Source organism: Thermus islandicus DSM 21543, from assembly GCF_000421625.1.
GTDB lineage: Bacteria > Deinococcota > Deinococci > Deinococcales > Thermaceae > Thermus > Thermus islandicus.
Window position 1 is genome coordinate 403,185 of the sequence record NZ_ATXJ01000001.1, and the last position, 25,835, is coordinate 429,019.

28 protein-coding genes and 1 tRNA gene are annotated in these 25,835 nt (G+C 69.3%); 15 read left to right on the forward strand and 14 right to left on the reverse strand.

Going from position 1 to position 25,835, the window contains the following annotated elements:
* The first annotated feature begins 29 nt into the window (after positions 1-29).
* Positions 30-734, forward strand: a complete 705-nt coding sequence (locus H531_RS0102200; protein WP_022797729.1) for a tetratricopeptide repeat protein — start codon at positions 30-32, stop codon at positions 732-734.
* A gap of 3 nt (positions 735-737) precedes the next feature.
* On the opposite strand, the gene H531_RS0102205 is transcribed toward H531_RS0102200, so the two are convergent.
* Together H531_RS0102205 and ispF are read right to left on the reverse strand one after the other, a co-directional pair.
* Positions 738-1,334, reverse strand: coding sequence for a trimeric intracellular cation channel family protein (locus H531_RS0102205; RefSeq protein WP_022797730.1), 597 nt, complete (start codon positions 1,332-1,334; stop codon positions 738-740).
* A complete protein-coding gene (gene ispF, locus H531_RS0102210; protein WP_022797731.1) occupies positions 1,327-1,785 on the reverse strand; it encodes a 2-C-methyl-D-erythritol 2,4-cyclodiphosphate synthase in 459 nt (152 codons plus the stop codon). The genes H531_RS0102205 and ispF overlap by 8 nt, the downstream gene beginning before the upstream one ends.
* A 16-nt stretch (positions 1,786-1,801) precedes the next feature.
* Between ispF and H531_RS0102215 the strand changes: the two genes are divergently transcribed.
* Complete coding sequence (locus H531_RS0102215) at positions 1,802-2,353, forward strand: HD domain-containing protein (protein ID WP_022797732.1); 552 nt, start codon at positions 1,802-1,804, stop codon at positions 2,351-2,353.
* 14 nt (positions 2,354-2,367) lie between these two features.
* On the forward strand, positions 2,368-2,715 hold the full coding sequence (locus H531_RS0102220; RefSeq protein WP_022797733.1) for a phage holin family protein: 348 nt from the start codon (positions 2,368-2,370) through the stop codon (positions 2,713-2,715).
* Here the strand turns inward: H531_RS0102220 and H531_RS0102225 are convergent.
* The 4 genes from H531_RS0102225 to H531_RS0102240 form a co-directional block, all read right to left on the reverse strand.
* Entirely contained in the window at positions 2,712-3,143 is a 432-nt protein-coding gene (locus H531_RS0102225; RefSeq protein ID WP_022797734.1) for a CBS domain-containing protein, read from the reverse strand. The genes H531_RS0102220 and H531_RS0102225 overlap by 4 nt on opposite strands.
* A gap of 48 nt (positions 3,144-3,191) precedes the next feature.
* Positions 3,192-3,998 carry a universal stress protein gene (locus tag H531_RS0102230; protein ID WP_022797735.1) on the reverse strand — a complete coding sequence of 269 codons (807 nt, stop codon included), beginning with the start codon at positions 3,996-3,998 and terminating at the stop codon, positions 3,192-3,194.
* Positions 3,995-5,128, reverse strand: coding sequence for an MFS transporter (locus tag H531_RS0102235; protein WP_022797736.1), 1,134 nt, complete (start codon positions 5,126-5,128; stop codon positions 3,995-3,997). The genes H531_RS0102230 and H531_RS0102235 overlap by 4 nt, the downstream gene beginning before the upstream one ends.
* An 82-nt stretch (positions 5,129-5,210) precedes the next feature.
* Positions 5,211-5,287 (reverse strand) — tRNA-Arg (locus H531_RS0102240).
* A 43-nt stretch (positions 5,288-5,330) separates the two neighbouring features.
* On the opposite strand from H531_RS0102240, the gene H531_RS0102245 reads away from it, so the two are divergent.
* The 3 genes from H531_RS0102245 (at position 5,331) to H531_RS12735 (ending at position 9,263) form a co-directional block, all read left to right on the forward strand.
* Positions 5,331-7,121: a peptidylprolyl isomerase gene (locus H531_RS0102245; protein ID WP_022797737.1), complete on the forward strand. Its 1,791-nt coding sequence runs from the start codon at positions 5,331-5,333 to the stop codon at positions 7,119-7,121.
* A 127-nt stretch (positions 7,122-7,248) separates the two neighbouring features.
* Positions 7,249-7,788: a TRAP transporter small permease subunit gene (locus H531_RS0102250; RefSeq protein WP_022797738.1), complete on the forward strand. Its 540-nt coding sequence runs from the start codon at positions 7,249-7,251 to the stop codon at positions 7,786-7,788.
* On the forward strand, positions 7,788-9,263 hold the full coding sequence (locus H531_RS12735; protein ID WP_022797739.1) for a TRAP transporter large permease: 1,476 nt from the start codon (positions 7,788-7,790) through the stop codon (positions 9,261-9,263). The genes H531_RS0102250 and H531_RS12735 overlap by 1 nt, the downstream gene beginning before the upstream one ends.
* Before the next feature lie 54 nt (positions 9,264-9,317).
* On the opposite strand, the gene H531_RS0102260 is transcribed toward H531_RS12735, so the two are convergent.
* From H531_RS0102260 to rnhB, 3 genes are all read right to left on the reverse strand, one after another.
* Positions 9,318-10,397, reverse strand: coding sequence for a TRAP transporter substrate-binding protein (locus H531_RS0102260; protein ID WP_022797740.1), 1,080 nt, complete (start codon positions 10,395-10,397; stop codon positions 9,318-9,320).
* 75 nt (positions 10,398-10,472) lie between these two features.
* On the reverse strand, positions 10,473-10,952 hold the full coding sequence (locus H531_RS0102265) for a DUF4384 domain-containing protein (RefSeq protein ID WP_022797741.1): 480 nt from the start codon (positions 10,950-10,952) through the stop codon (positions 10,473-10,475).
* Positions 10,953-10,991: 39 nt separating this feature from the next.
* Positions 10,992-11,609: a ribonuclease HII gene (gene rnhB / locus H531_RS0102270; RefSeq protein WP_022797742.1), complete on the reverse strand. Its 618-nt coding sequence runs from the start codon at positions 11,607-11,609 to the stop codon at positions 10,992-10,994.
* A 37-nt stretch (positions 11,610-11,646) separates the two neighbouring features.
* Between rnhB and H531_RS0102275 the strand changes: the two genes are divergently transcribed.
* Genes H531_RS0102275 through H531_RS0102295 form a run of 5 tightly spaced genes read left to right on the forward strand, consistent with a single transcriptional unit; the run spans position 11,647 to position 18,173 of the window.
* Positions 11,647-13,185, forward strand: coding sequence for a carboxylesterase/lipase family protein (locus tag H531_RS0102275; RefSeq protein ID WP_022797743.1), 1,539 nt, complete (start codon positions 11,647-11,649; stop codon positions 13,183-13,185).
* Positions 13,186-13,189: 4 nt separating this feature from the next.
* Positions 13,190-15,193 carry a molybdopterin oxidoreductase family protein gene (locus tag H531_RS0102280; RefSeq protein WP_022797744.1) on the forward strand — a complete coding sequence of 668 codons (2,004 nt, stop codon included), beginning with the start codon at positions 13,190-13,192 and terminating at the stop codon, positions 15,191-15,193.
* Positions 15,194-15,250: 57 nt separating this feature from the next.
* A complete protein-coding gene (locus H531_RS0102285) occupies positions 15,251-15,667 on the forward strand; it encodes an NUDIX domain-containing protein (RefSeq protein WP_028490606.1) in 417 nt (138 codons plus the stop codon).
* 6 nt (positions 15,668-15,673) lie between these two features.
* Positions 15,674-16,882 (forward strand): tRNA uracil 4-sulfurtransferase ThiI, encoded by a 1,209-nt coding sequence (gene thiI / locus H531_RS0102290; RefSeq protein WP_022797746.1) that lies wholly within the window; start codon positions 15,674-15,676, stop codon positions 16,880-16,882.
* On the forward strand, positions 16,869-18,173 hold the full coding sequence (locus H531_RS0102295; protein ID WP_022797747.1) for an amidase: 1,305 nt from the start codon (positions 16,869-16,871) through the stop codon (positions 18,171-18,173). Before thiI ends, H531_RS0102295 begins: the two co-directional genes overlap by 14 nt.
* Here H531_RS0102295 and H531_RS0102300 read toward each other — a convergent pair.
* Positions 18,165-19,355 (reverse strand): SLC13 family permease, encoded by a 1,191-nt coding sequence (locus H531_RS0102300; RefSeq protein ID WP_022797748.1) that lies wholly within the window; start codon positions 19,353-19,355, stop codon positions 18,165-18,167. The genes H531_RS0102295 and H531_RS0102300 overlap by 9 nt on opposite strands.
* Positions 19,333-19,923 (reverse strand): GNAT family N-acetyltransferase, encoded by a 591-nt coding sequence (locus tag H531_RS0102305; protein ID WP_022797749.1) that lies wholly within the window; start codon positions 19,921-19,923, stop codon positions 19,333-19,335. Before H531_RS0102305 ends, H531_RS0102300 begins: the two co-directional genes overlap by 23 nt.
* Before the next feature lie 20 nt (positions 19,924-19,943).
* Here H531_RS0102305 and H531_RS12740 point away from each other — a divergent pair, with 20 nt between their 5' ends.
* From H531_RS12740 to H531_RS0102325, 4 genes are all read left to right on the forward strand, one after another.
* Positions 19,944-21,017, forward strand: coding sequence for a M28 family metallopeptidase (locus H531_RS12740; RefSeq protein WP_022797750.1), 1,074 nt, complete (start codon positions 19,944-19,946; stop codon positions 21,015-21,017).
* 5 nt (positions 21,018-21,022) lie between these two features.
* Positions 21,023-21,517 carry a MogA/MoaB family molybdenum cofactor biosynthesis protein gene (locus H531_RS0102315; protein ID WP_022797751.1) on the forward strand — a complete coding sequence of 165 codons (495 nt, stop codon included), beginning with the start codon at positions 21,023-21,025 and terminating at the stop codon, positions 21,515-21,517.
* Positions 21,510-22,643 (forward strand): aminotransferase class I/II-fold pyridoxal phosphate-dependent enzyme, encoded by a 1,134-nt coding sequence (locus H531_RS0102320; protein ID WP_022797752.1) that lies wholly within the window; start codon positions 21,510-21,512, stop codon positions 22,641-22,643. The genes H531_RS0102315 and H531_RS0102320 overlap by 8 nt, the downstream gene beginning before the upstream one ends.
* Positions 22,644-22,784: 141 nt before the next feature.
* Positions 22,785-23,225: a CorA family divalent cation transporter gene (locus H531_RS0102325; RefSeq protein ID WP_028490607.1), complete on the forward strand. Its 441-nt coding sequence runs from the start codon at positions 22,785-22,787 to the stop codon at positions 23,223-23,225.
* Between the two features lie 6 nt (positions 23,226-23,231).
* On the opposite strand, the gene H531_RS0102330 is transcribed toward H531_RS0102325, so the two are convergent.
* From H531_RS0102330 to hemC, 3 genes are read right to left on the reverse strand one after another with little or no spacing between them, the layout of a single operon-like run.
* Positions 23,232-24,476 carry a bifunctional folylpolyglutamate synthase/dihydrofolate synthase gene (locus H531_RS0102330; RefSeq protein ID WP_022797754.1) on the reverse strand — a complete coding sequence of 415 codons (1,245 nt, stop codon included), beginning with the start codon at positions 24,474-24,476 and terminating at the stop codon, positions 23,232-23,234.
* The gene (gene perR / locus H531_RS0102335; RefSeq protein ID WP_022797755.1) at positions 24,477-24,872 is read right to left on the reverse strand and encodes a manganese-dependent transcriptional regulator PerR; all 396 of its coding nucleotides are present in this window, start codon (positions 24,870-24,872) and stop codon (positions 24,477-24,479) included.
* A gap of 42 nt (positions 24,873-24,914) precedes the next feature.
* Positions 24,915-25,820, reverse strand: a complete 906-nt coding sequence (gene hemC / locus H531_RS0102340) for a hydroxymethylbilane synthase (RefSeq protein ID WP_022797756.1) — start codon at positions 25,818-25,820, stop codon at positions 24,915-24,917.
* Positions 25,821-25,835: the final 15 nt, after the last annotated feature.

Here is a 25,835-nt window from a genome sequence, read left to right on the forward strand (position 1 = left end):
ACCGGGTATAATCCCTTTGGGTGAAACCCATGAGAAAGGCCCTAATCCTCTCCTTCCTGAGCGGTGCTTTGTCCTTCGCCCTGGCCCAGGCCTCCCAGGTGGCCTCCCTGGTGGACGGGGGGCGCTTCCAGGAGGCCTACGAGGCGGGCATGAGGCTAGGGACGCCCGAGGCCCTAGCCCTGGCGGCCAAGGCGGCGAGCTTCTACGCCCTGTACCAGGCCAAGGACGAGGAGAAGCGGGCCTGGTTTGAGAAGGCAGAGCGGGCCGCCTCCCAGGCCATCGCCAAGGCCCCGGACTATCCCGAGGGCTACTTTGAACGGGCCCGGGCTCTGGGGCGGCTCGCCCAGTACAAGGGCGTCCTCGAGGCCTTGGCGGAGGGGCTCGCCCCCAGGATCCGGAGCGACCTGGAAAGGACCCTGAAGCTCAAGCCAGACCACGCCGGAGCCATGGTGGCCCTGGCCCTGTGGCACTTTGAGCTGGTGCAAAAAGGCTGGCTGGTGGCCGCCACCCAGGGGGCCGACGGGGGCAGGGTGGAGCCCCTGATGCGGCGGGCCATTGAGCTGGAACCCGACGGCATCATCCACCGGGTGGAGTACGCCCGGGTCCTTTCCGCCTGGGGGAAGAGGGAAGAGGCCAGGAAGCAGCTGGAAATGGCCCTCTCCCTTCCCGCCCGGACCGCTTCTGACCGCTACGACCAAGAAAGGGCCCGCCAGGAGCTTGCCAAGCTGAAGTAGCCCCTACTTGGGGGTAGGGAGGCGGAGGCCGAGCCTCCGCCCGAAGATCCGAAGGAGCCCCGTGGTTAGGGCCCCCAGGAACAAGGCCCCTTCCGGGTAGCTTCCGTGGAGGGCGTAGACCATCAAGGCCCCCACCCAGGCCGCCGAGGCGTAGAGGTCCCCCGCCCGGTAGAGGATCCCCGGCACCTCCCCGGAAAGGACGTCCCGCAACACCCCACCCCCCACCCCGGAAAGGGTGCCCGCCAGGGCCACGCCAAAGGGGCCGAGGCCCGCCTGAAGGCCCCTTTCCGCCCCTAAGGCGGCGAAGAGGCCCAGGCCCAGGGTATCCAGGTAGTGGATGAGGGGTCCCAGGGCGTGCACCCTGGGGTGGAAGCGGAAGACCAGAAGCCCGGTGAGGACCACGCTCCACAAAAGGGGCTCGTTCCTGAGGGCCGTGGGAGGTAGGGTGCCCACCAGGACGTCCCGGATGGACCCGCCCCCCACGGCGGTCACCGTGGCCAGGACCAGAACCCCCAAGAGGTCAAACCCCTTCTCCACCCCCTTGAGGGCCCCGGTGGCGGCGAAGGCCAGGGTGCCGAGCCAGACCAGTCCCTCAACCATCCAAAAGCACCACCGCCCGGGCCTGGACGTGCTGGGGGGCCAGGCCCTCCGAGGTCTTGAAGGCCAGACCGATGCGGTCTAGGGGGAGGCCAAGGAGCCCGGCGAGGCCCTTGGCCAGGGCCTCCCGGTAGGGGTTGAGTTTGGGCCGGTCTAGGGTGAGGACGAGGCTTGCCTGGAGGAGCCGCCCGCCCCGCTTTTCCACCTGGCGCAGGGCCTCCTCCAGAAAGAGGCGGCTTGGGGCGTTCTGCCACCGAGGGTCGGTGTCGGGAAAGAGCAGGCCGATGTCCCCTAGGCCGTAGGCGGAAAGCAGGGCGTCGGTGAGGGCGTGCAACGCGGCGTCCCCGTCGGAGTGGGCCACGGCCCCCACGGGGCTTGGGATGAGGAGGCCGCAGAGGTAGAGGGGCCTGCCCTCCGCAAGAAGATGGCTGTCCTCGCCGTAGCCGAGGCGCATGGGTATACTTTAGGGCATGCCGAGCTTTGAGGAGGCCCTGGCCCTCATGGAGGCTTGGACGGAAAGCGAGTCCCTAAGGCGGCACATGCGGGCGGTGGAGGTGGCCATGCGGGCCTACGCCAGGCGCTTTGGCGAGGACGAGGAGCTTTGGGCCATGGCCGGGGTCCTCCACGACATGGACTACGAGAAGCACCCCGAGGCCCACCCCTACCGGGGGGTGGAGGAGCTGAGGCGCCTGGGCTACCCGGAGGCGGTCCTCGAGGCCATCCTGGGCCACGCCAGCTACACCGGGGTTCCCCGCAGGAGCCTCATGGCCAAGGCCCTCTTCGCCGTGGACGAGCTCACGGGCCTCATCACCGCGGCCGTCTACGTCCGCCCCGACCGATCCATCCTGGGCCTGGAGCTCCCAAGCCTCAAGAAGAAGTTCAAGGACAAGGCCTTCGCCAAGGGGGTGAACCGGGAGGAGATCCGCCTTGGGGCCGAGGAGCTCGGGGTGCCCCTGGACGAGCACATGGACTTCGTCCTCGAGGCCATGAAGCGGGAGGCCGCCCTCCTGGGCCTGGCCTAAAAGAGGTGCAGGACATGCGGGGACTCCTGGCGCGGCTCCTCCTCAACACCCTGGCCCTGTGGCTGGTGAGCCTGCTCTATCCCGGGGTGGCCTTCGCCCCCGGGTCGGGGTTGGCCGACTACTTGGTGGCGGGGGCCATCTGGGGGCTGGCCAACGCCCTCATCCGGCCCGTGTTCCTCCTCCTCACCCTGCCTTTGAACCTCCTCACGCTGGGGCTTTTCACCCTGGTGGTGAACGGGGTGGTCCTCTACCTGGTGGCCCAGGTGACGGCCCTCGAGGTCCAGGGCTTCGCCGGTGCCTTCGTGGGCGCCCTCCTCCTCTCCCTGGTCAGCCTGGTGCTCAACTGGCTCTTCCGGGACTAGCGGTTCTCGGAAACGTACCGGGAAAGCTCCTCTATGAGGATCTCCTGCTCGCTGATGATGGCCTTGACCGCATCCCCGATGGAGATCACCCCCACCACCTTTCCCCCCTCCACCACGGGCAGGTGGCGCACCCGGTGCTCGGTCATGAGGCGCATGGCCTCGGCCAGATCGGCGTCGGGGCCTACGGTGATCACCTCCCGGGTCATGACCTCCTCTACCCGGGTGTCCTTGGAGAAGCGGCCTAGGAGCACAAGCTTGCGGGCGTAGTCCCGTTCGGAAAAGATGCCCAGGAGCCTGTCCCCCTCCATGACCAGCAGGGCGCCGACATCGTGCTCGGCGAGCCTCTTCAGGGCTTCCAGGACCGTGGCCTCCGGGCCTATGGCGTAGACCCCCCTCCTCTTGCGCAACAGGATCTGCCGGACCGTCATGAGCCCCCCTTTCCTTTAGGGGCCCATTATACCAAACGCCCTCCCCCCTTATCGGGCCGTGAGGACCGGACCCACCGCGTGGCGCAGCACCTGCTCGGCCGTGCTCCCCAGCACGAGCCGCCGCACCGGGGCCCCCAGGACGAGGAGGTCGGAGGGGCCTTGCAGGGCTAGGAGGTGCTCGGCGGGGTCCCCGGGGAAGGCCAGGGCCTCGGCGGGGATGCCCTGGTCCTTAAGGTAGGTCTCCGCCTCGAGGGCCCAGGCCCCCGCCCGCACGGGGTCCTCGTGCACGCTCACCACCCGCACCCTAAGCCCCAGGGGCTTGGCCAGGAGGGCCAGGGTGTGCATGGCCCGCACCGCGCTCTCCGAGGCGTTGTACCCCAGCACCGCCTCCCGGATCTCCACGCCCTCCGCCGGGGCCACCACCACGGGGGTAGGGGAGGCCCGGAGCACCCGGTCCACGGTGCTCCCCAGGCCGGAAAAGCTGCCCCCGTGGGCTTCCCCGCTCCGCCCCAGGACCACGAGGTCGGCCATGCGGGCGTGGCGGAGGATGACCTCGTGGGGCAGGCCGGTTTCCAGGAGGGTCTCCACCTCGAGGCCCGCCTCCGCCCCACCCTTGCGGATCCGCTCCAAAACCGCCTCCCCCTTGAGGGTGAGGGCCTTCTCCAGCTCTTCCCGGTAGACGGGCACGGGAATGGTGAGGGCCCCGAAGTCCAAAAGCTCCGGGATCCTTACCAGGCGCACGTCCCGCACGAAAAGGGCCAGGAGCTTGGCGGAGAGCTTGTAGCCGAGCCACTCGGCCAGGGCCTCCGCTCCCCGGGCCTGGGGAGAGCCGTCTGTGGCCAGGAGGAGCCTCATGCCCCCATCTTACGGGGTTCCCCCACAGACCGGGCCAGGAGCCAGGCGGGGAGGATCAGGCCCCCCAGGGCCAGGAGGACCGGGATGACCCCGTAGGCCTCCACGAGGTGGCCGATGGGGGCGTAGAAGAGCCCGGCGAACCCCCAGGTGAAGCCCATGAGGAGGCCCGAGACCGTGGCGGTCTGGCGGGGCTCGAGCTCCTGGGCCAGGGCCACGGCCACGGGGATGCCCGCGTTCATCAGGGCCCCGGTGACCCCCAGGAGGACCAGGTAGAGGGGGTTTTCCGGGGGGAAGAGGAGGAGGGCGAGGTAAAGGGGGAGGCCGAAGGTGAGGGTGCCCACCAGAACGGCCTTCCGCCCCATTCGGTCCGAGAGGGTGCCCCCGAGGAAGGCCCCCAGGGTGGCGGAGAAGCTGTAGGCGGAAAGGGAGAGGGCGGTGTAGGCGTCGGGGATGCCCCGCTGGGCGTACCAGTAGGGCAGGGTGGTGGAGAAGCTCATGAAGACCAGGCTCCGCAGGGTGGCCATGCCCCAAAGCCGGGCCACGTCCCCCCGGAAGACCCGCCGAAAGTCGCGAAGGCTGGCCGGCCTTTCCTGCCGCCTTACCGGGGGCAGGCGGAGGAGGAGGAGGGCCGGCAGAAGGGCCAGGGGGGTGAGCCAGAGAAGGCCCGTGAGCCCGAAGGCCCCCGCAGTGGCCAGGGCCACGATGGGCCCTAGGGAAAGCCCCAGGTAGCCCGCGGAGCCGAAGAAGGAGAGCCAGAAGCCCTTCCTCTCCCGGGGGGCGAACTCCCCCACCAGGCTCGCTCCCGAGGCGTGGAAGAGGGCCGAGCCCAGGCCCGCCAGGCCCAGCACCAGGAGGAGGGCCTCAAAGCGGGGCCAGAGGCCCAAGGACCCCATGCCCAAGGCCACCAAGACCGGGCCCAAGGCCGCCAGGAGCCTGCGGTCCAGGCGGTCGGCCACGAGCCCGGCGAAGGGCTGGAGGAGGCTTCCCGTGAGGGAGTAGACCGACACCAAAAGCCCCACCGTCCCCAGGCCCACCCCGAAGTGGGCCATGAGCTTGGGCAGCAGGGGGGTGAGGAAGTTCCCGAAGAGGTCGTTGACCGTGTGGAGCCAGGCCAGGAGGAGGGGCAGCACCCTCCCATGGTAAACCCCAGGCGGGGGGAGGGTGTGCTAAAATCCCTACGTGCTGCGGGCTTTCCGGGGTAGGCAAAAAAAATGGCGCGCCCGAGAGGACTCGAACCTCTGACCTTCGGCTCCGGAGGCCGACGCTCTATCCAGCTGAGCTACGGGCGCACTCAGCAGCAGTCAATGTAGCACGCGCGAAGGAGGCGGTCAAGTGTTCGGCATCAACAGGCGAGTGGTAACCATCCTCTTCGGCCTCTTAGCCCTGGCCTTCGTGGTGGGGGCCATCCTCCTCTTCACCCCTCAGGCGGGACAGCAAGCCAGGGGCAAGCCGGTGCTCTGGGTCAACGGCAAGGCGGTCTACGAGCTGGACCTCCTCAGGCTCCAGGGCAACGATCCCCTCTACGCCGCCAACCCGCAGGGCCTCCTCAAATCCCTGGTGGACACCCATTTCCTGGAGCAGGTGATCCTCACCGAGGCCCTAAAGCAGGACGCGGCCCGCATCCGGGTGGGGAGCGCCGAGGTGCGCAAGGAGGTGGACCGCATCCGGGAGCAGTTCGGCCTCAAGGACAAGAAGGCCTACGAGCAGTTCCTGAACCAGGTGGGGTACACCGACGCCGAGCTCCGGGCCGAGCTTAAGTCCCAGCTCCAGATCCAAAAGCGGCTGGAGCAGGTTCGCGCCTCCGCCAAGCCCACGGCGGAGGAGGTGGCCTTCTACTTTGAGGTGCACCGGGACAAGTACAAGGGCGAGGCCCGGGTCAAGGCCCGTCAGATCGTGGTGGACGACAAAAAGCAGGCGGAGGAGGTGCTGGCCAAGGCCAAGGCCGGGGAGGACTTCGCCGCCTTGGCCAAGCAGTACTCCAAGGTGGGGGCGGACCAGGGAGGGGCCCTGGGCGCCCCTCCCGGGGAGGCCCAGCCCCGGCCCGTGACCAAGGTGGTCTTCCCCGACAAGGTGGCCGAGGCGGTCTTCGCCCTAAAGGGGCCGGGCCTGGTGGGGCCGGTGGAGGCCGGGGGGCGCTATTACCTGGTCCGGGTGGAGGAGTACCTCCCGGCCCAGGCCCCCACCTTTGAGGAGGTGAAGGACCAGGTGACCAAGGATGCCCAAGAGGCCAAGGGCAACGGCGCCCTCGAGGCCTACCTGGAAGAGCTTCGCAAGAAAGCCCAGGTGCGCTGGGCCGAGAACCTCCCCTACACCTACAAAAACCCGGTGGTGGCCAAGGTGAACGGGAAGGAGATCCTCCTCGCCCAGGTGCTCCAGCCCGTCTTCTCCAACCAGCAGACGGCGGCCCTCATCCAGCAGGGGCTGGGGGAGCTCGCCGTGCAGTTCTTCCTGCCGCAGGCCCTGGAGAACCTCGTGGACCGGGAGCTCCTGGTGGAGGCGGCTAGGAAGAGCGGCAAGCCCTTCATCGGCCCCAAGGAGGAGATCGCCCAGGCCTACCTCCTCTACGCCACCCGGGACGTGACCGCCACCGAGGAGGAGGCCCGCAGGTTCTACGCGGAGAACCCCGCCCTCTTCGCCGTCCCCGCCAGCGCGGAGGTGGTGGGGGTGGTGTTCAAGGCTGAGGCCAAGGCCAAGGCCTTCCGGGAGGCCGCCCTGCGGGGCGGGGACCTTCAGGCCCTGGCCAAGGCCCAGGAGGGGTCGGTGACGGAGTACGGCACCGTGAACCCCAACCAGCTGCCCGCCGTCCTGGACCGGCTGGTCTTCAAGGTGAAGGAGAGCTTTCCCAAAGGCCCCCTGGGGGAGGTAAGCGAGGTGGTGAAGCTCGAGGACGGCACCTTCGCCGTCCTCCTCATCAAGAACCGCAAGCCCGAGGAGCTGAAGCCTTACGAGCAGGTGAAGGAGCAGGCCCTTCAGGGGGTGGTGGGCAGGAAGCGGCAGGAAAGGGCCCAGGCCCTCATCCAGGCCCTGCGCAAAGAGGCCAAGGTGGAAAACCGCCTGAACCAGGTCCTGGCCGAGCTCACCCCCAAGCCGAAGCCCAAGGAGGAGGCTCCCGCTAAGCCCTAGGGGGCCCTTTGGGGTGGGGGAGGCCTCGGGCCTCCCCCTTCTTTTCCTGGTGCAGGCGGCTTTCCCGTTGACACCCGGGCCAGGGCCCGAATAGGATAATGCGGGTTTTCCTTCTGGAGGGGGGTTGATGAAGGCGCTTCTTAGGCTATCGGAGCTCATAGACGCCCTCAACGAGCGGGTTGGGGTCTTGGTCACCTGGCTCGTCCTGCTGGTGACCCTTCTGAGCGCGGCCAACGCTGTGGTCCGCTACGCCTTCCGCTACAGTTCCAACGCCTACCTCGAGGCCCAGTGGTACCTCTTCGCCCTCATCTTCCTCTGGGGGGCGGGTTGGACCCTGAAGCACAACGGCCACGTGCGGGTGGACGTCCTCTACGGCAGGCTCTCCAAGAGGGCGCAGCTTTGGATAGACCTCCTGGGCACCCTCTTCTTCCTGCTCCCCATGGTGGGTCTTGTCCTGTGGCTCTCCTGGCCCATCGTGATGGAGTCCCTGAGGATCCGGGAGATGTCGCCCGACGCAGGAGGCCTTCCCCGCTGGCCCATCAAGCTGGCCGTCCCCATCGGGCTGGTCCTCCTCGCCCTCCAGGGCCTTTCGGAGCTCATCAAGCGCCTCGCGGCCCTGACGGGGCACCTGGAGCTTGCCGCCGAGGCCCAAGAGGAGGTGGTCTGATGTCCTTTGAGCTCATGGCGCCCCTGATGTTCCTGAGCCTGGTGGTGGTGCTGCTCCTCGGGTACCCCGTGGCCTTCTCCCTGGGGGCGGTGGGGCTTGGCTTCGCCCTCTTGGGCATGCACTACGGCTATCTCAACCTGGGCCTTTTGCAAAACATCCCCTTACGCATTTTTGAAACCATGCAAAACCAGCTCCTCCTGGCCATCCCCTTCTTCACCTTCATGGGGCTCGTCCTGGAGCGGAGCGGCATGGCCGAGGACCTTCTGGACACCATCGGCCAGCTCTTCGGCTCCGTGCGCGGGGGGCTGGCCTATGCGGTCATCTTCGTGGGGGCCCTCCTCGCCGCCACCACCGGCATCGTGGCGGCGAGCGTGATCGCCATGGGGCTTATCTCCCTGCCCATCATGCTCCGCTACGGCTACTCCACCCGGCTCGCCACGGGGGTCATCGCCGCAAGCGGCACCCTGGCCCAGATCATCCCCCCAAGCCTGGTCCTCATCGTCATGGCCGACCAGCTGGGGGTCTCCGTGGGGGACATGTACAAGGCGGCCTTCGTTCCCGGCTTCATCCTCACGGGGCTTTACGTGCTCTACGTCCTCCTCACCACCCTCCTCAACCCCAAGGCCGCCCCGGCCCTGCCCCCGGAGGCCAGGCCCTTCGCCGGGTACGAGCGGGGGGCTCTCTTGGGGCTTTTGAGCTACCTGGTCCTGGCCCTTATCCCCTGGGGCCTTTCCCTCCTCAACCTTCCCCCAAGCCCCTGGTTGGACCTCCTCCTCCTCGGCGTAGGGGCCGCCATCACCCTCTTCCTCCTCTGGAGGAACCCCCTTTTTGCCCGGGTCTTCCGGGTCATGATCCCGCCTTTGGTCCTGATCTTTTTGGTCCTGGGCACCATCTTCCTGGGGATCGCCACCCCCACGGAAGGCGGGGCCATGGGGGCGGTGGGGGCCCTGCTCATGGCCCTAAGCCGCCGCCGCCTGAACCGCGAGCTCCTCACCCAGGCCCTCCGGGAAACCGCCAAGCTCACCAGCTTCGTGGTCTTCATCCTGGTCGGCTCCCGGATCTTCAGCCTGGTCTTCTACGGCATAGATGGGGACCTCTGGGTGGCCGAGCTCCTCAAGAACCTCCCGGGGGGCCAGCTGGGGTTCCTCCTCCTGGTGAACCTCTTCGTCTTCTTTCTGGCCTTTTTCCTGGACTACTTTGAGATCGCCTTCATCGTCCTCCCCCTCCTGGCCCCGGCGGTCAAGGCCATGGACATCAACCTCATCTACTTCGGCGTGCTCCTTGGGGTCAACCTGCAGACCTCCTTCATGCACCCGCCCTTTGGCTTTGCCCTCTTCTACCTGAGGAGCGTGGCCCCCAAGAGCGTGAGCACCGTGGACATCTACTGGGGGGCCGTCCCCTTCATCCTCATCCAGCTCCTCATGGTCCTGATCCTCCTCCTCTTTCCGGGCATCGTCTACGCCTTTATTGGCTAGAAGCGGCCAAGGAAGACCCCCCGGCCCCAAGGGCCGGGGGGAGCCTGGCTGCCCCTATACCGCCGGGAAGGCGAACTGCTCGTAGCCCAGCTCGGCCACGGCGAACCAGCGGTACTGCTCCTCCCGGAACTTCTTCCAGGCCGTGTAGACCTTCCTGTAGGTGGCGTCCTTGGCCGCCTCCTCCTCGTACCAGTCAAAGGCCGCCTTCTGGGCCGCCTTTAGGATCTCCGCGGGCCACTTCCGGAGCTTCACCCCGTTTTTGAGGAGGCGCTGGAGGGCCTCGGGGTTGACCTTGTCGTACTTGGCCAGCATGGTGAGGTTGGCCTCGGCGGCGGCCACCTCAAAGGCCTGCTGGTACTCCTTGGGCAGCTTCTGCCACTCCTTGAGGTTTACGTAGAAGGAGAGCTGGGGGCCGGGCTCCCAGAAGCCCGGATAGTAGTAATACTTGGCCACCTTGTAGAACCCTAGCTTCTCGTCGTCGTAGGGGCCCACCCACTCGGTGGCGTCAATGGTGCCCCGCTCCAAGGCCGGGTAGATGTCCCCGCCCGCCAGCACCTGGGGCACCACGCCCAGCCGGCTCATCACCTGGCCCCCGGGCCCGGGGATGCGCATCTTGAGGCCCTTGAGGTCGGAAAGCCCCTTGATCTCCTTGCGGAACCAGCCGCCCATCTGGGCCCCGGTGTTGCCCCCCGGGAACTGGATGATGCCGAAGTCGGCGAAGATGGAGCGGAAAAGCTCCAGCCCGCCCCCATAGTACATCCAGGCGTTCTGCTGCCTGGCGGTGAGGCCAAAGGGGACCGCGCAGTCGTAGGCCAGCACCTGGGCCTTGCCCACGTAGTAGTAGCTCGCCGTGTGCCCCGCCTCCACCGTGCCCTGCTGGACGGCGTCCATCACCTGGAGGCCCGGCACGATCTCCCCCGCCTGGTAGGGGCGGATCAGGAACTTGCCCCCGGTGAGGGCGGAAACCCGCTCCGCCAGGACCTCCGCCGCCCCGTAGATGGTGTCCAGGCTCTTGGGGAAGCTACTGGCCAGCCGCCAGCGCACCGTGGGGCTTCCCTGGGCGAAGACCGGGCCGAAGGCCGCGCTCGCCGCTACGCCGATACCCGCCTTCTTCAGAAAGTCGCGCCGCTTCATTTTGACCTCCTTCGCGGTCCGGGGGGATTATACCCTACCCCGGGGTCGGGTGCGCAAGCCCGGAGCGGCCGGGCTTCACCGCACGTAGAAGTAGGTCTCGGCCACGTCGTAGCGCCTGGCCCCCGAGGCCTCTATGTAGAGGCGAAGCCTTGCGTCCCAGTCGGTGTAGACCCCCTCGAGGCGGACCCTTGCGGGGGGCGGGCCCTCCGTGTAGACCGCCCGGACCCGGTGCAGGCCCCGGGGCAGGGTCAGGGTGTACCGGTAGGCCCCGGGGGGTAGGAGGTGGGTGCCCCGATCCAGGTAGAAGCGGTCCAGCTCGTAGGTGCGCCCGTCGGGGTCTAGGACCACCAGGCTCACCCATCCGGGTTGGTCCAGGGTGAGGAGGAACCGCACCTCCTCCCCCAGGAAGTAGGTGGCCCCCGCGCCCCGGTCCGGCTCAAAGCGCAGGATGGCCCCGCCAAAGTCCAGCCGGTAGGTCACGGAAAGCCCCTCCGGGTAAAGGGTCAGGGTGCAGGCGGAAAGGATGGCCGAAAGGGCCAGAAGGACAAACCGCATACCGCCCTCCTTTCCCCCTTAGCTTAGGCCGGGCAGGGCCTAGGGGGCTTCAGGAAACCTTAAGGGAGCCCGGGCCACGGGGGAAAACCGCCTGCGGTGCACGGGGGAGGGTCCCAGGGCGAGGAGGGCCTCCTGGTGCTCCGGGGTGCCGTACCCCTTGTGCCGGGCGAAGCCGTAGCCCGGGTAGAGGCGGTCCAGCTCGGCCATGATCCGGTCCCGGTGGACCTTGGCCAGGATGCTGGCTGCGGCCACGCTGGGGCTTTGTTCGTCCGCTTTGGGCGGGGCGAGGAGGGGCAGGGAGGTGGAAAGGCGGAGGTAGTCGGTGACCAGGGCCTCCGGGGCGAGGGAAAGCTGCCGTAGGGCCCTCTTTGCCGCGAGGAGGGTGGCCTTAAGGACGCCCAGCCGGTCCACCTCGGCCACCTCCGCCACCCCCAGGGCGTAGGCCAGGGCCGCTTCCCTCACCTTTTCCGCCAGGCGCTCCCTTTCCCGGGGGGAGAGGAGCTTGGAGTCCCGAAAGGGGTAGGTCCCCGGGGGCAGGACCACCGCCCCCACCACGATGGGCCCCGCCCACGCCCCCCGGCCCACCTCGTCCACGCCCGCCACCTTGAGGCCTTGGGCCCAGAACCCTTCCTCCAAGCAGGCCTTCGGGCCGTCCACGGCGGGATTATACGCCCGGGCCCTATAGACTGGACCCATGCGCCCAATCCTCCTCTTCCTCTTCGGGAGCCTGGCCTTGGCCCAGAGCTTCCTGGCCTCCACCCCCTTGGGCAGGGCGGAGGGGGTGTGGGAGGGCGGGGCCATCGCCTTTTACGGCCTCCCCTACGCCGAGGCGGGGCGCTTCCAGGCCCCAAGGCCTCTTCAGGCCTGGCCCCGGGGCGTGGGGCGGGAAAGGGTGGCCTGCCCCCAAGGTCCGGGGCTCACCGCCCGGCTCGGAAGCCCCATCCCGCCCCAGAGGGAGGACTGCCTGGTCCTGAACCTCTACCTTCCCCCCGAGGTCCCGCCTCCCGAGGGCTTCCCGGTCATGGTCTACCTGCACGGGGGCGGCTTCACCTCCGGGGCGGCGGCGGAGCCCCTCTACGCCGGCCACCGCCTGGCCCGGGAGGGGGTTGTGGTGGTAGCTCCCAACTACCGCCTGGGGCCTTTGGGCTTCCTCGCCCTTCCCGCCCTGGCCCAGGAGGACCCAAGGGCGGCTGGGAACTACGGGCTTTTGGACCTCTTGGAGGCCCTCCGCTTCGTCCGGAGGTACATCCGTTACTTCGGTGGGAATCCAGAAAACGTTACCCTCTTCGGGGAGTCCGCCGGAGGAATGCTGGTCTGCACCCTTCTCGCCGTGCCGGAGGCGAGGGGGCTTTTCCACAAGGCCATCCTCCAGTCGGGGGGGTGCGGCTACGCCAGGCCCCTGGAAGCGGACCTCGCCTACGGCGAGGCCTGGGCCAAGGCGAAGGGCTGCGATCCCAAGGACCTCGCCTGCCTTCGGGCGCTTCCTTTGGAGCGCCTCCTCCCCGAGGCGCCCACCCTGGAGGCTGCGGCCCGCTTTCTGGCCCGGCCTGCGGTCTTCCGGGTGGGGCCTTTCAAGCCCCACCTCTCCCCCCTCCTGCCCCAGGACCCCCGGGAGGCCCTAGGGGAGGGGAGGGCGGCGGGCCTCCCCCTCATCGCCGGGGCCAACGCCGAGGAGGTAGCCCTCCCCGCCCTCAACGGGCTCCTCGCCCCCGGGAGCTTTGACGAGGCCAGGAGGTGGCTCCAGGAATCGGGGCTTTCCCCGGAAAAGGCGGCGGAGCTCCTCGCCTCCTACCGGAGGCGCACCCCGGACCCCAAGGCCGCCTGGGGGGAGGTGCAGACCGACCTCACCCTCCTCTGCCCCTCCCTGAAGGCCGCCCGCCTCCAGGCCCCCCACGCCCCCACCTACGGCTACCTCTTCACCTTCCGGGTGCCGGGGTTTGAGGGCCTTGGGGCCTTCCACGGGCTGGAGCTCGCCCCCCTCTTTGGGAACCTCGAGGCCATGCCCTTCCTACCCCTCTTCCTGGGAAGGGAGGCCAGGGAGCGGGCCGAGCGCCTGGGGAGGTGGATGCGCCGCTATTGGACGGGCTTTGCCAGGGAAGGGGAGCCTGGGGGATGGCCCCGCTGGCCCCTCTACCGGGAGGGCTTCGTCCTACGCCTGGACGATCCCGTAGGCCTCCTCCCCGACCCCTACGAGGAGCGGTGCCGTCTTCTGGAGCGGCTTGGGCTACTATAGCCCTATGCGCGCCACCTGCCCCTTGGACTGCCCGGACGCCTGCCGCCTCCTCCTCACCTTGGAGGAGGGCAGGCTGGTGAAGGTGGAGGGCGACCCCCGCCACCCCGTCACCCGGGGCTTCGCCTGCGCCAAGACCTACCGCTACCCGGAACGGGTGAAGGCCAGGCTTCTCTTTCCCCTGCGCCGGGTGGGGCGGAAGGGGGATGGGCGCTTTGCGCGGGTCTCCTGGGAGGAGGCCTTGGACGAGATCGCCGAAAGGCTCAAAAGGGTCCTGGACCAGGAGGGGGGCGAGGCCGTGCTCCCCTACCACTACGCCGGGACCATGGGCCTCATAGAGAACCAGCACCCCCTGGCCTTCTTCCGGGCCATCGGGGCCTCGGAGCTTCTGGAGACCATCTGCGCCACGGCGGGGAGCGCCGCCTGGGAGATGACCTATGGCCCCCGCCTCGCCCCGGACCCCGAGGAGGTCCCCGAGGCCCGCTACGTCCTCCTTTGGGGCATCAACAGCCTCTCCACGAATAGCCACCTCACCCCCTTCCTCAAGGAGGCGAGGAGGCGGGGGGCCAAGGTGGTCCACATAGACCCCTACGAAAACCTCACCTCCCGCTTCGCCGACCTTCACCTCAAGCTCCGCCCCGGCACCGACGCCGCCTTGGCCTACGCCTTGGCCCACGTCCTCTTCCGGGAGGGGCTTGTGGACTGGGATTACCTGGAGAAGGCGGCGGTGGGCCTCGAGGCCTACCGGAAGGAGGCGGAGAGGTGGACCCCCGAAAGGGCCAGCGCCCTCACCGGCCTTCCCGTGGAGGCCATCCTTCGCCTGGCCCGGGAGATGGGGGAGGCCAAGCGGGTCTTCCTCCGGGTGGGCTACGGCATGACCCGCCACCCGGGAGGGGGCAACGCCCTTCGCGCCGTGATCCTTCTTCCCGCCCTCCTCGGGGCCTGGCGCTACCCGGGGTGCGGGGCCATGCTCTCCACCAGCGGGGCCTTCCCCCTCCACAAGCGCTTCCTCGGAGGGCGGCACCTCCTGGAGGGGAGCCATCCCCACAAGGGCTACTTCCGGCCCAACCCCAAGGCGCGGGCCATCAACATGAACCAGCTCGGCACCGCCCTCACCGAGCTCAAGCCCCCCATCCGCGTCCTCTTCGTCTTCAACACCAACCCCCTGGTGGTGGCCCCCAATACGGGGAAGGTGAAGGCGGGGCTAGAACGGGAGGACCTCTTCACCGTGGTCCTGGAGCAGGTGATGACCGAAACCGCCCACTTCGCCGACTACCTCCTCCCCGCCACCTTCTTCTACGAGCACCCCGACCTTTACACGAGCTACGGCCACTACTACCTCTCCTGGAACGAGCCTTTGGCCCCTCCGGAAGGGGAGGCCCGCCCCAACACCTGGGTCTTCCGGGAGCTAGCGAAGAGGCTCGGCCTGAAGGAGCCCACCCTCTACTGGACCGCCGAGGAGGTGGCGGAAAGCCTCCTTGCCTCGGACCACCCCTACCTGGAGGGCATCACCCTGGAGAGGCTCAAGCGGGAGGGCTTCGTGAAGCTCAACCTCCCCAAGCCCTTCCTCCCCTTCGCCGAAGGCCCGGTGCGCTTCAGCCCCCCGCCGGAGGTGATCCCCACCGAGCCCCTGCCGGACTACCCCCTGATCCTCCTCACCCCCCCGGCCCACCGCTTCCTGAACACCACCTACGGGAACGTGGAGGCCCTGGTGGAGGCGGAAGGCGGGGAGCCCAGGCTCCTCATCCACCCCGAGGACGCCGAGGCGCGGGGGATCCAAAGCGGCATGCTCGTCCACATCCGCTCCCCGTGGGGAAGGATCACGAGGAAAGCGGTGGTGAGCGAGGCCCCCATCCCGGGGACGGTGGTCCTCGAGGGCACCTGGTGGGAGAAGTGGGCCCCGGACGGCAAAGGCGTGAACCACCTCACCTCGGAAAGGCTTACCGATCTGGGCGGCGGGAGCACCTTCCACTCCACCCCCGTGGAGGTGGAGTCCCTTAGGCTGGCCTAGGGCGCGAGATTTGCGCCCAGGCTACACTCCTGCTACCCTGAATGGGTGCGCGAGGACCTGCCCAAGAAGCGCTCCCTGGCCCTGGCCGCCTGGGGGGAGGAGGGGCTTCTTTTGGTCCTCCGCCCCCAGGACGACCCCGAGTTCCCCGGGGCCTGGGGCTTGCCGGCGGTGAGCCTGGAGCCGGGGGAGACCCTGGAGGAGGCCGCCCACAGGGTCGCCCAGGAGAAGCTTTCCGCCCGGGTGGCCGGGCCCGGGCCCTTGGCCTGCGGCCACGAGGAAAGGTCCAGCTACCGCCTGGAGCTTTGGGTCTACGAGGCCCGCCTTCTCTCTCCGCCCCAGCTTCCCGAGCCCAAGCCGGGCAGGACCTACTACACCGCCTTCCGCTTCGGGCGCCCTGAGGACCTAAAGGAGGCCGCCAGAAGGGGCTCCTTGTGCAGCCGGCTCTACCTGGCGGTGAAGGGGCTTTGCCCCTGAAAGGCCATGGAAACCCTGCTTTTGGTGAACCTGTTCCACGAGCTCGCCCTAAAAGGGAAGAACCGCCCCCTCTTCCTCAAGCGGGCCAAGGCCCACGTGGCGCGGGCCCTGAAGGGCCTGGGGGCGGCCCTGGAGGGGGAGTGGCCCATGGCCCTCCTCTTCCGCCTGCCCGAGGAGGCCTGGCCCGAGGCCAGAACCCGCCTCCAGGACACCCTGGGGGTGGAGGGCTTCGCCCGGGTTCTCCGCACCCCGGCGGACCTCAAGGCCCTGAAGGGGGCCTTGGAGGAGGCCCTGAAGGGCGAGACCTTCCGGAGCTTCCGCATCACGGCCAAGCGCTCGGACAAGGCCTTTCCCCTCACCTCCCCTGAAGTGGAGCGCCTCCTCGGGGCCTTCGTCCAGGAGAGGACGGGGGCCGAGGTGCGCCTTAAGGGGGCGGAGCGGGAGTTCGTGGTGCGCCTCCTCCCCGGGGCCGCCCTCCTGGAGGTGGAGCGGCGCGCGGGCCTGGGCGGCCTTCCTCCCGGGGTCTCGGGGCGGGTGGTGGCCCTCCTCTCCGGGGGGATTGACTCCCCCGTGGCCGCCTACCGCCTCATGCGCCGGGGGGCGGAGGTGGTCCTCGTGCACTTCCACCCCTTCCCCCTCCTCTCGGGGGCGAGCCGGGAGAAGGCGAAGGCCCTTGCCGAGCGCTTGGTGCGCTTCCAGCACCGCCTCAGGCTCCACCTCGTCCCCTTCAGCGAGGTCCAGCGGCACATCCTGGTGGAGGCTCCTGCGGCCTACCGGGTGGTCCTCTACCGCCGCTACATGCTGAGGATCGCCGAGGCCATCGCCAGGGAAGAGGGCGCCCTGGCCCTGTGCACCGGGGACAGCCTGGGCCAGGTGGCCTCCCAGACCCTGGAGAACCTCCACGCCGTAAACCAGGCGGCTACCCTCCCCGTCTTCCGGCCCCTCATCGGGTGGGACAAGCAGGAGATCATGGCCGAGGCCAAGCGCATCGGCACCTACGAGACCTCCATCCTCCCCGACGAGGAGTGCTGCACCCTCTTCGCCCCCAGGCACCCCGTGACCCGGGCGGACCTGGGGGTGGTCCTAAAGGCCGAGGCCCGCCTGCCCGCGGGGGAGCTCATGGCCCTGGCCCTAAAAGGGCGGGAGGTCTTCACCTACGCCTGGCCGGGAAAAAGGCTCGAGGGCGCCTCTATAATGGAGCATGGACCTGCTTGAGGCCAAGCACCTTTTGGACCTGGGGCGGACCACCCCCCTCGCCCTTCTGGAGGAGGCCCTGGAAAGGGCCCGGGCCTACGAGGACCGGAACGCCCTCGCTTACCTGGACGAGGAGGCGGCCCGTAAGGAGGCGGAGGTCCTCACGGAGGAGCTCAAGCGGGGCCAGGTGCGGGGGCCGCTGCACGGCCTCCCCCTCACCGTGAAGGACCTCTTCCCTGTGAAGGGCATGCCCACCCGGGCTGGGACCCGTGCCCCCCTGCCTCCCCTCCCCGAGGAGGCGGTGGCCGTGCGGCGCCTGAGGGAGGCGGGGGCCCTCCTCTTTGCCAAGGCCAACATGCACGAGATCGCCCTGGGCATCACCGGGGAGAACCCCTGGACGGGGCCGGTGCGGAACGCCCTGGACCCCAGCCGCCAGGCCGGAGGCTCTAGCGGCGGGAGCGCCGTGGCCGTGGCCCTGGGGATTGGCCTTGCTTCCCTAGGCTCGGACACCGGAGGGTCCATCCGCATCCCTGCCGGCTTCAACGGCGTGGTGGGCTTCAAGCCCTCCTACGGCCGGGTGAGCTTGGAGGGGGCCCTTCCCCTCTCCCGCTCCACGGACCACGCGGGCCCCCTGGCCAAGACGGTGCGGGACGCCCACTTCCTCACGGAGATCCTGGCGGGGGAGAGCCTTCCCCTGGAGGGCCCCCAGAACCCCGTCTTCGGGGTCCCCCTGGACTTCCTGGAGGGGAGGCTCGGGACGGGGGTGCGCCGGGCCTTTGAGGAGCTTTTGGAGGCCCTTCCTCGGCTTCGGGCCGGGGTGAAGGAGGTTTCCCTTCCCCTCAAGGGGGTCTACGAGGTCTACACCCGCCTGGTGCGCTACGAGGCGGCCCGGATCCACGAGAAGGCCCTTAAGGAGCACCCCGAGGGCTTCTCCGAGAAGGTGCGGGAGGCGCTTCTCTCAGGTCTTGCCCTCACGGAGAAGGACTACCGGGACGCCGTGGCGGAGCGGGAGGTTCTGCGGTTAGAGCTGGTGAAGGCCCTGAGGGGGGTGGACGCCCTCCTCCTTCCCGTCCAGCCCCTCCCCGCGCCCCCCCTGGGCACAGAGGAGGTGGAGCTGGAGTCGGGGAGGAAGAGCCACCGCGAGGCCTTCATCACCCTCACCCTTCCCTTCAGCCTCCTCGGCGTGCCCACCCTTGCCCTGCCCTTCGCCCGGGTGGAGGGGATGCCCGTGGGCCTGCAGGTGGTGGGGCCCTACGCCGAGGACGGGAGGGTGCTCGCCATCGGGGGCTGGCTCGAGGCCCGGCTAGGTTAGCCACAGGTAAAGGAGGGCTAGGGAGAAGAGGGAGAGGGGAAGCCCGAAGCGGAGGTGCTCCAGGAGGCCCACCCGCACCCCCTCCCGCCCCGCCCCCTCGGCTACGATGAGGTTGGCCACGCTGGCGAGCAGGGTGAGGTTCCCCGCCAGGGTGCTCCCCCCGGCGAGGAGGAGCCAGCCCCGCTCGTCGTGGACCAAAGGCGCGAGGAGGAGGACGGCCGGCACGTTGGAGACCAGGAGAGAAAGGCCCGTGGCGGCGAAAAGAAGCCCCAAGGGATTGGCGGCCAGGGGGAGGAGGGCCTCCGCGAGGCCAAGCCTCCTCACCCCCTCCGTCACCACGAAAAGCCCGCTGAACATCACCAGGAGCTCCCAGTCCACCCTCAAGAAGTAGCGCTCGGAGCGGAGCCTCCGGCTGAGGAGGAGAAGCCCCGCCGCCACTAGGGCCCCCTGGGCCATGGGGTAGCCGAGGAGGAAGGCCAAAAGAAGCCCCGAGGCCACGAGAAGCCCCTTGCGGAGAAGCGCCCTGTGGAGGCGGTAACGCAAGGGAGGTAGAGGGGGCAAGGGCCTTAGGGACCGCACCTCGGGGAAGAGGAGGGCGAGGAGTCCCACCTGCAGGGCGAGGCCCAGGAAGGCCACGGGGAAAAGGGCCCGGAGGAAGTCCAGGTAGCCGATCCCCGAGAGGCTTGCCACCAGGATGTTCTGGGGGTTGCCCGTGGGGGTCATGAGGCTTCCCGTGTTCACCGCCCCCATGAGGGCGAGGAGGTAGGGCAAAGGGTTCAGGCCCAGGCCTCGGGCGAGGCGGAGGACAAGGGGGGTGAGGAGGAGGGCCATGGTGTCGTTGAGGAAGAGGGCGGAAAGCCCCCCCGCTCCGAAGGAGAGGAGGACGAGGAGGGAAAAGGGCGTGCGGGCGAAGCGGAGGAGGCCTTGGGCGGCCAGGGGGAAGAAGCCCGCATAGCCCAGGTGAGCGTTTAAGACCATGACCCCGAAGAGGAAGACGAGAGTGGGGGCGTCCAGGGCCTGCCAGGCCTCCTTCAGGTCCAGTTCCCCGAGGAGCACAAGGAGGCTCGCCCCCACCAGGGCCACCCCGGCCCGGTTCATCCGGTACCCCGGAAGCCCTCCAAGGGCGAGGCCCAGGTAGGTAAGGAAGAGGACGAGGAGGCTAAGGGTTTCCCGAAGGACCATAGAGTCTGGCCGTAAGCCTCCCCTTCACCCGGGGCCACTCCTCCTTGAGGATGCTGTAGAACACGTCGTCCCGGAAGCTCCCGTCGGGAAGCCTGCGGTGCCTTCGCAACACCCCTTCCCGTACCGCTCCTAGGGCCTCCAGGGCCTTTTGGCTCCGCTCGTTTCTCAGGTCCACCTTGAACTGGACCCGTTCCGCCTCGAGGACCTCAAAGGCGTGGCGGAGGAGGAGGTACTTGGCCTCCTTGTTGGCCGGGCTTCCCCAGTAGGGCTTAAAAACCATGGTGCCGATCTCCAGCCTCCCGTGCTCGGGCTCGGGGGCGATCACGGAGATCCGCCCGGCCACCGCTTCCCCTAGGAGGATGGCCCAGTTCACCCGGCCGGGCTCCGCGAGGAGCCCCTCCAGGTGGGCCCGTAGGGCCTCTTCCAGGGGCTCTCCGGCCCTGGGGGCGCGGCTTAGGAAGCGGTAGACCTCGGGGTCAAAGTGGCGGAGGAAGTGGGGAAGGTGGGCGAGGCCAAGGGGCTCCAGGCGCACGTAGCGCCCGGTGAGGACCTCGGGGAAGGTCCACATGGCACCATTATCCTGGAAGGGTGGACCCCCTGGAAGAGGTTTTGGCCCTCCTCAAGCTGCCCCACCGGGGAAGCGCCACCCCCCTCGAGGCCGAGGCCTTCCGCAGGCTCCGGGCCTTCCTGGAGGCGAGAGGAGTGAGGCCCCTGGAGATCCCCTTCCGAGGCGTGCCAAGCTACGGTCCCGAGCTTCTCGCCCTTAGCCTCCTCCTAGGCCTCGGCTTCCTCTCCCCCCTCTTGCCCCTGGCGGGGGCCATAGGCTTCTACCTCTACTTCACGGGCAGGCGGCCCTGGGGGCGGCTCCTGGACCGCCACCCCTCGCGAAGCCTCCTCGCCTGGAAGGGGGAGGGGGAAAGGGCCCTCGTCCTCATGGCCCACGTGGACACGGCCAAGACCCACTTCCTCTACCACCCGAGGCGGGTCAGGGGCTTCCGGCGGGCCTTCCTCCTGAACGCCCTCCTCGCCTTTCTCTCCCCCCTCCTCGCCCTCACCCCCCTGAAGTGGCCCCTAAGCCTCTACTTCCTCCTCCAGGCCGCCCTCCTTCTCCACCGGGAGCTTTCCGCCCCCTACGTGGAGGGAGGGAACGACAACGCAAGCGGCGTGGCCGTGGCCACGGCTCTCTTCCTGGAAACCGTCCCCCCGCCTGGCTTCCGGCTCGGCCTTGCCCTCACGGGATGCGAGGAGGTGGGGGCTCTGGGGGCCAAGGCCCTCCTTCCCCACCTGCCCCAGGGGACGCTTGTTCTTAACCTGGACAACGTGGGCCGGGGGGAGCTCTTCTACGCCGAGGGGGAGGGGATGCTCGGCTACGTCCCCTATCGGGGGCCCCTCCTCGAGGCCGCCCGCAGGACCCCCGGGGCGCGGCCCCTGCGCTACCGCCTGGCCTACTTTGACGCCCTGCCCCTAGCGCAAAAGGGCTTCCCCACCCTCACCCTCGTCCGCCTGGAGGGAGGCGTCCCCCCGGACTGGCACTGGCCCACGGACACTTTCGCCCGTCTGGACCCCCGGGCCCTTGCGGCAACCCTGGGCTACGGCCGGGCCCTGCTTGCCGCCCTTTTTGCAAGCCCGGGAGGGGCCCGCCCTCCCGTTGTGGTACCTTGAGGGCAATGTTCCGCGTGGGCATCCTCACCGTGTCCGACAAGGGCTACCGGGGAGAGCGAGAGGACACCGCCCACCTGGCCCTGCGGGAGGCCCTGAAGGGGGGGCCCTACGAGGTGGTGGCCTACGAGATCGTTCCCGACGAGCCCCCCATGATCAAGCGGGTGCTCCGGCTCTGGGCCGACCGGGAGGGGCTGGACCTCATCCTCACCTGCGGGGGGACGGGCCTGGGCCCCCGGGACCGCACCCCCGAGGCCACCCGGGAGGTCCTGGAGCGGGAGGCCCCGGGCCTCCCCGAGCTCATGCGCCTCAAGGGCCTGGAGAAGACCCCCATGGCCGCCCTCTCCCGGGGGGTGGCGGGGGTTCGGGGCAAGGCCCTCATCGTCAACCTCCCGGGAAGCCCTAAGGGCGCCAGGGAGTCCCTGGAAGCCCTCTTGCCCGTCCTGCCCCACGCCCTCTCCCTGGTCACGGGCAAGGCCTGGCCGGAGGGGGCCCATGGATAGGGTGCCCGAGCCCTCCGTCTTCCTGGTGGTGGACGAGGCCAAGCGCAAGGCGAGGGAGAAGGGCGTAAGGTTTTTAGACCTCTCCATCGGCTCCACCGACCTCCTTCCCCCGAGGGCGCCCTTGGAAGCCCTTCGGGAGGCCCTCGAGGACCCCTCCACCTACGGCTACTGCCTGAAAAGCGGCACCCTTCCCTTCCTGGAGGCGGCCTGCCGCTGGTACGAGGAAAGGTACGGGGTGCGCCTGGACCCCAGGCGGGAGGCCCTCGCCCTCATCGGGAGCCAGGAGGGCCTCGCCCATCTCCTCCTTGCCCTCACGGAGCCCCATGACCTCCTCCTCCTTCCCGAGGTGGCCTACCCGAGCTACTTCGGGGCGGCCCGGGTGGCCTCCCTAAGGACCTTTTTGGTCCCCTTGCGCCAGGACGGCCTCGCCGACCTGAAGGCGGTGCCGGAGGGCGCGTGGCGGGAGGCCAAGGTCCTCCTCCTCAACTACCCCAACAACCCCACGGGGGCCGTGGCCGACTGGGCCTACTTTGAGGAGGCCCTGGCCCTCGCCCGGAAGCACGGCCTCTGGCTGGTCCACGACAACCCCTACGTGGACCAGGTCTATGACGGGGAGGCCCCCTCCCCCCTGGCCCTCCCCGGGGCCAAAGAGCGGGTGGTGGAGCTCTTCTCCCTCTCCAAGAGCTACAACCTGGCGGGCTTCCGCCTGGGCTTCGCCCTGGGGAGCGAGGAGGCCATCGGGCGCTTGGAGCGGGTTAAGGGGGTCATAGACTTCAACGCGTACGCGGGAATCCTCCGCATGGGGGTGGAGGCCCTGAAGACCCCCCGGGAGACCACCCGGGGCTACGCCTGGGTCTACCGGGAACGGGCCTTGGGGATGGCCGAGGCCCTTCGGGGGGCCCTAAGCCTCCTTCCCCCCAGGGCCACCATGTACCTCTGGGGGAGGCTTCCTGAGGGGGTGGACGACCTGGAGTTCGCCCTAAGCCTCGTGGAACAGGGGGTGGCCCTCGCCCCTGGGCGGGGGTTCGGGCCCGGGGGGAGAGGGTTTGTCCGCATCGCCCTGGTGCGGCCTTTGGAGGAGCTCCTCGAGGCCGCCCGGGTCCTGCGGGCGGCCCTCACCCCGTGAAGAGGCTCTAGAGGGGGTAGCCCCGTCCCTTAGCGGTGCGTCGGGCGGGTGTAGCCCCTGGGGTGGCCCTTCCTTAGGCGGAGCCGGGCCGGACCTCCTGTAGCCTGGGGCGTGAGGGCCGGGCGAAGGCCCCTATCCGCCATGGTGCGCGCCAAGCGCCTCTCGGACGGTACCCCCACGGAACCCCTCCCCACGGGGGTCTGGGTGGACGTGGAGGCCCCCACCCCCGAGGAGCTCGCCCGCCTCCAGGAGCGCTACCCCCTCAATCCCCTGGCCCTGGAGGACGCCCGGGAGAAGGGCCATTGGAGCCGGTTTGAGGCCTATCCCGAGCACCTTTTCCTGATCCTCGTGCTGGAGGTGCACCCTTCCGCGCAGGGCAACCGCCTCAACCGGGTGGTCCAGGCCCTCACCGTCATCTCCGTGCTCTTCCTGCCCATGAGCCTTTGGGCCGGCATCTACGGCACAAACTTTGACACCTTTACCGAGTACCACTGGCCCCTGGGGCGGGTCTACTTCTGGGGAGGCCTCGCCCTCATCGGGGGAAGCCTGGCCTGGTGGATGAAGCGCCGGGGGTGGTGGTAGCCCGCCTCACTGCCACCTCGCCTCGGGGGGAAGCCCTCTAAGCCTCCGCAGGACCTCCCCCACCAGGTAGAGGCTTCCCGCCACCACCACGCGGTCCGCAAGCCCGAAGGCCCGCTCCAGGGCCCGCATGGGGTCCTCCTCCACCCAGGCCCCGGGGAAGAGGGGGAGGAGGGCCTGGGGCTCCTGGGCGCGGGGGGAGGCGTAGCGGGTGAGCACCACGGGGCCGAGGCCCCGTAGGGCCTCGGCCATGCCTTGGTGGTCCTTCTCCCGGCTGAAGCCGAGGACCAAGGCGGCGGGCAGGAGGCCGTGGAAGCGTAAGGCCTCCCGGAGGGCGAGGGCGCCTTCTGGGTTGTGGGCCCCGTCCAGGAGAAGCTCCTTACCGCCCAAGGGGAGGCGCTGGAGCCGCCCCGGGTTTTCCGCCCGGGCCACGCCCCGGGCCACCGCCTCCCAGCCCGCCCCGAGGAGGCGGCCCGAAAGGGCGGCCAGGGCCAGATTTTCCGCCTGGTGGGGGCCGAGGAGGGAGGCATTGAGCCTGAGGGCCTCCCCGGTCCTCTCCAGGCGCAGGGTGAAGGCGAGGCCCCCCGCCAAGGCCTCCACCCCCTCTACCTGAAAGTCCTCCCCCAGAACCCAAAGGGGCGTCTCCCGGGCCCTGGCCTCCGCCTTTAGGGTCCAAAGCCCCTCCCCCCGGGCGGCGGTGAGGGCGGGGACGCCCTTTCGCAGGATCCCCGCCTTCTCCCGGGCCACATCTTGGAGGGTGGGGCCCAGGACCTCGAGGTGGTCGTGCCCCACGTTGGTCACCACGGAGAGCGCGGGCTCGGCGGCGTTGGTGGCGTCCAGCCGCCCCCCCATCCCCACCTCCAAGACGGCGAACTCCACCCCCTCCCGGGCGAAGTGGAGGAGGGCAAGGGCGGTGGCGATCTCAAAGAAGCTCGCCCCCAAGGCCTCCGCGTGGGGGCGTACCTCCTCCAGGAGGGCGAGGAGGCTTCCCTCGGGAATGGGCTTTCCCAGGACCTGGATGCGCTCGGAGAAGTCCACCAGGTGGGGGCTGGTGTAGAGGCCCACCTTGAGCCCTGCCTCCTCCAGGATGGCGGCCAAGGCCCGGGCGGTGCTTCCCTTGCCGTTCGTCCCCCCTATGAGGGCCACGGGGTAGGCGGCCTCCGGGTTGCCCAGGCGGGCGAGGAGGCCTCGGATGCGCTCCAGGCCGGGGGCGAACATCCCCTGGCGGGCGAAAAGCCAGGAGAGGGGGTTCATCTAGCCCTTGAGGGCGGCCTTGCACCGGGGGCAGAGGCCCCGGTAGGTGACCTCCACGCTCCGGACCTCCAGCTCAGGGTGGGCCTGCTGGGCCGGGGTCATCAGGTCGGGCAGGGTGGGCTCCAGGTCCACGATGGCCCCACACCCCTCGCAGATGAGGTGCAGGTGGGGGTGGAGGTGGGCGTCGTACCGGGTGGCCTCCCCCGCCCGGGTGATGGGGACCAGGTGGCCTTCGGCCACCAGGGCCTCCAGGGTCCGGTAGACGGTGGCCAGGCTCACCCGGGGCACCAGCTTGCGCACCTCCTGGTAGATCCAGGCGGCGTCGGGGTGGTGATGGGCCCGTTGCACCACCTCGAGGACGGCCTTACGCTGGCGGGTCAAGCGCTTCAGCGCCATCGCCCCCACTATACCCCAAACCGGGGGGAATCTCCAGTTAGGCTATCGGATTTGCCCCAAAAGCTCCCGTCCCCCTTGCTCCAGGATGTCCTGGGCGAGCTCCAGACCCAACTCCTCGGCTTCTGAGGCCTCGCCCTCAATCTCGGCCCGGATGAAGCTCTTGCCGTCGGGGGAGAAGAGGGCCCCTTCCAGGAAGAGGGTGCCGTCTTCCTCCACCTGGGCCAGGGCCCCCACCGGGGCCAGGCACCCCGCCCCCAGGCCCCTCAGAAAGGCCCGCTCCGCCCGCACCCGGTCGTAGGAGGGGTGGTGGTGCAAGGCGTAGCAGAGCTCCTCCGCCAGGTCGTCCCCCTGGCGCACCTCCAGGGCCAGGGCGCCCTGCCCGGGGGCGGGGAGCATGACCTCGGGCTCCAGGAACTGGTCTATGCGGTTCCTGAGGTCCAGCCGGATGAGCCCTGCCGCCGCCAGGACGATGCCGTCGTACTCCCCGTTGCCCAGGGCGGCGAGGCGGGTGTCCACGTTGCCCCGGAGGTCCTTGACCACGAGGTCCGGCCGGTAGGCGAGGATCTGCGCCTTGCGCCGGACCGAGCTCGTCCCCACCACCCCCCCGGGGGGGAGGTCCTCGAGGCGCTTATAGGCCTTGCCCAAGAAGGCGTCCCGGGGGTCCTGGCGCCGGGGGATGGCGGCGATCTTAAGCCCCGGGGGCTCCTCCGTGGGCAGGTCCTTGAGGGAGTGGACGGCGATGTCAATCTCCCGGGAGAGCAGGGCCTCCTGGAGCTCTTTGACGAAGATGGCCTGCTCCCTAGGGCTTGCCCCCTGGTCCCCCCGGGTCCTCACCGTCTTCACCTTGAACTCCGCCTCCGGCCAGCTCTCCTTAAGGCGCTCCACCACGAAGCGGGTCTGGGCCAGGGCCAGGGTGCTGCCCCGGGTTCCCACCACGATGACGCGCATACTTTCCCATACTAC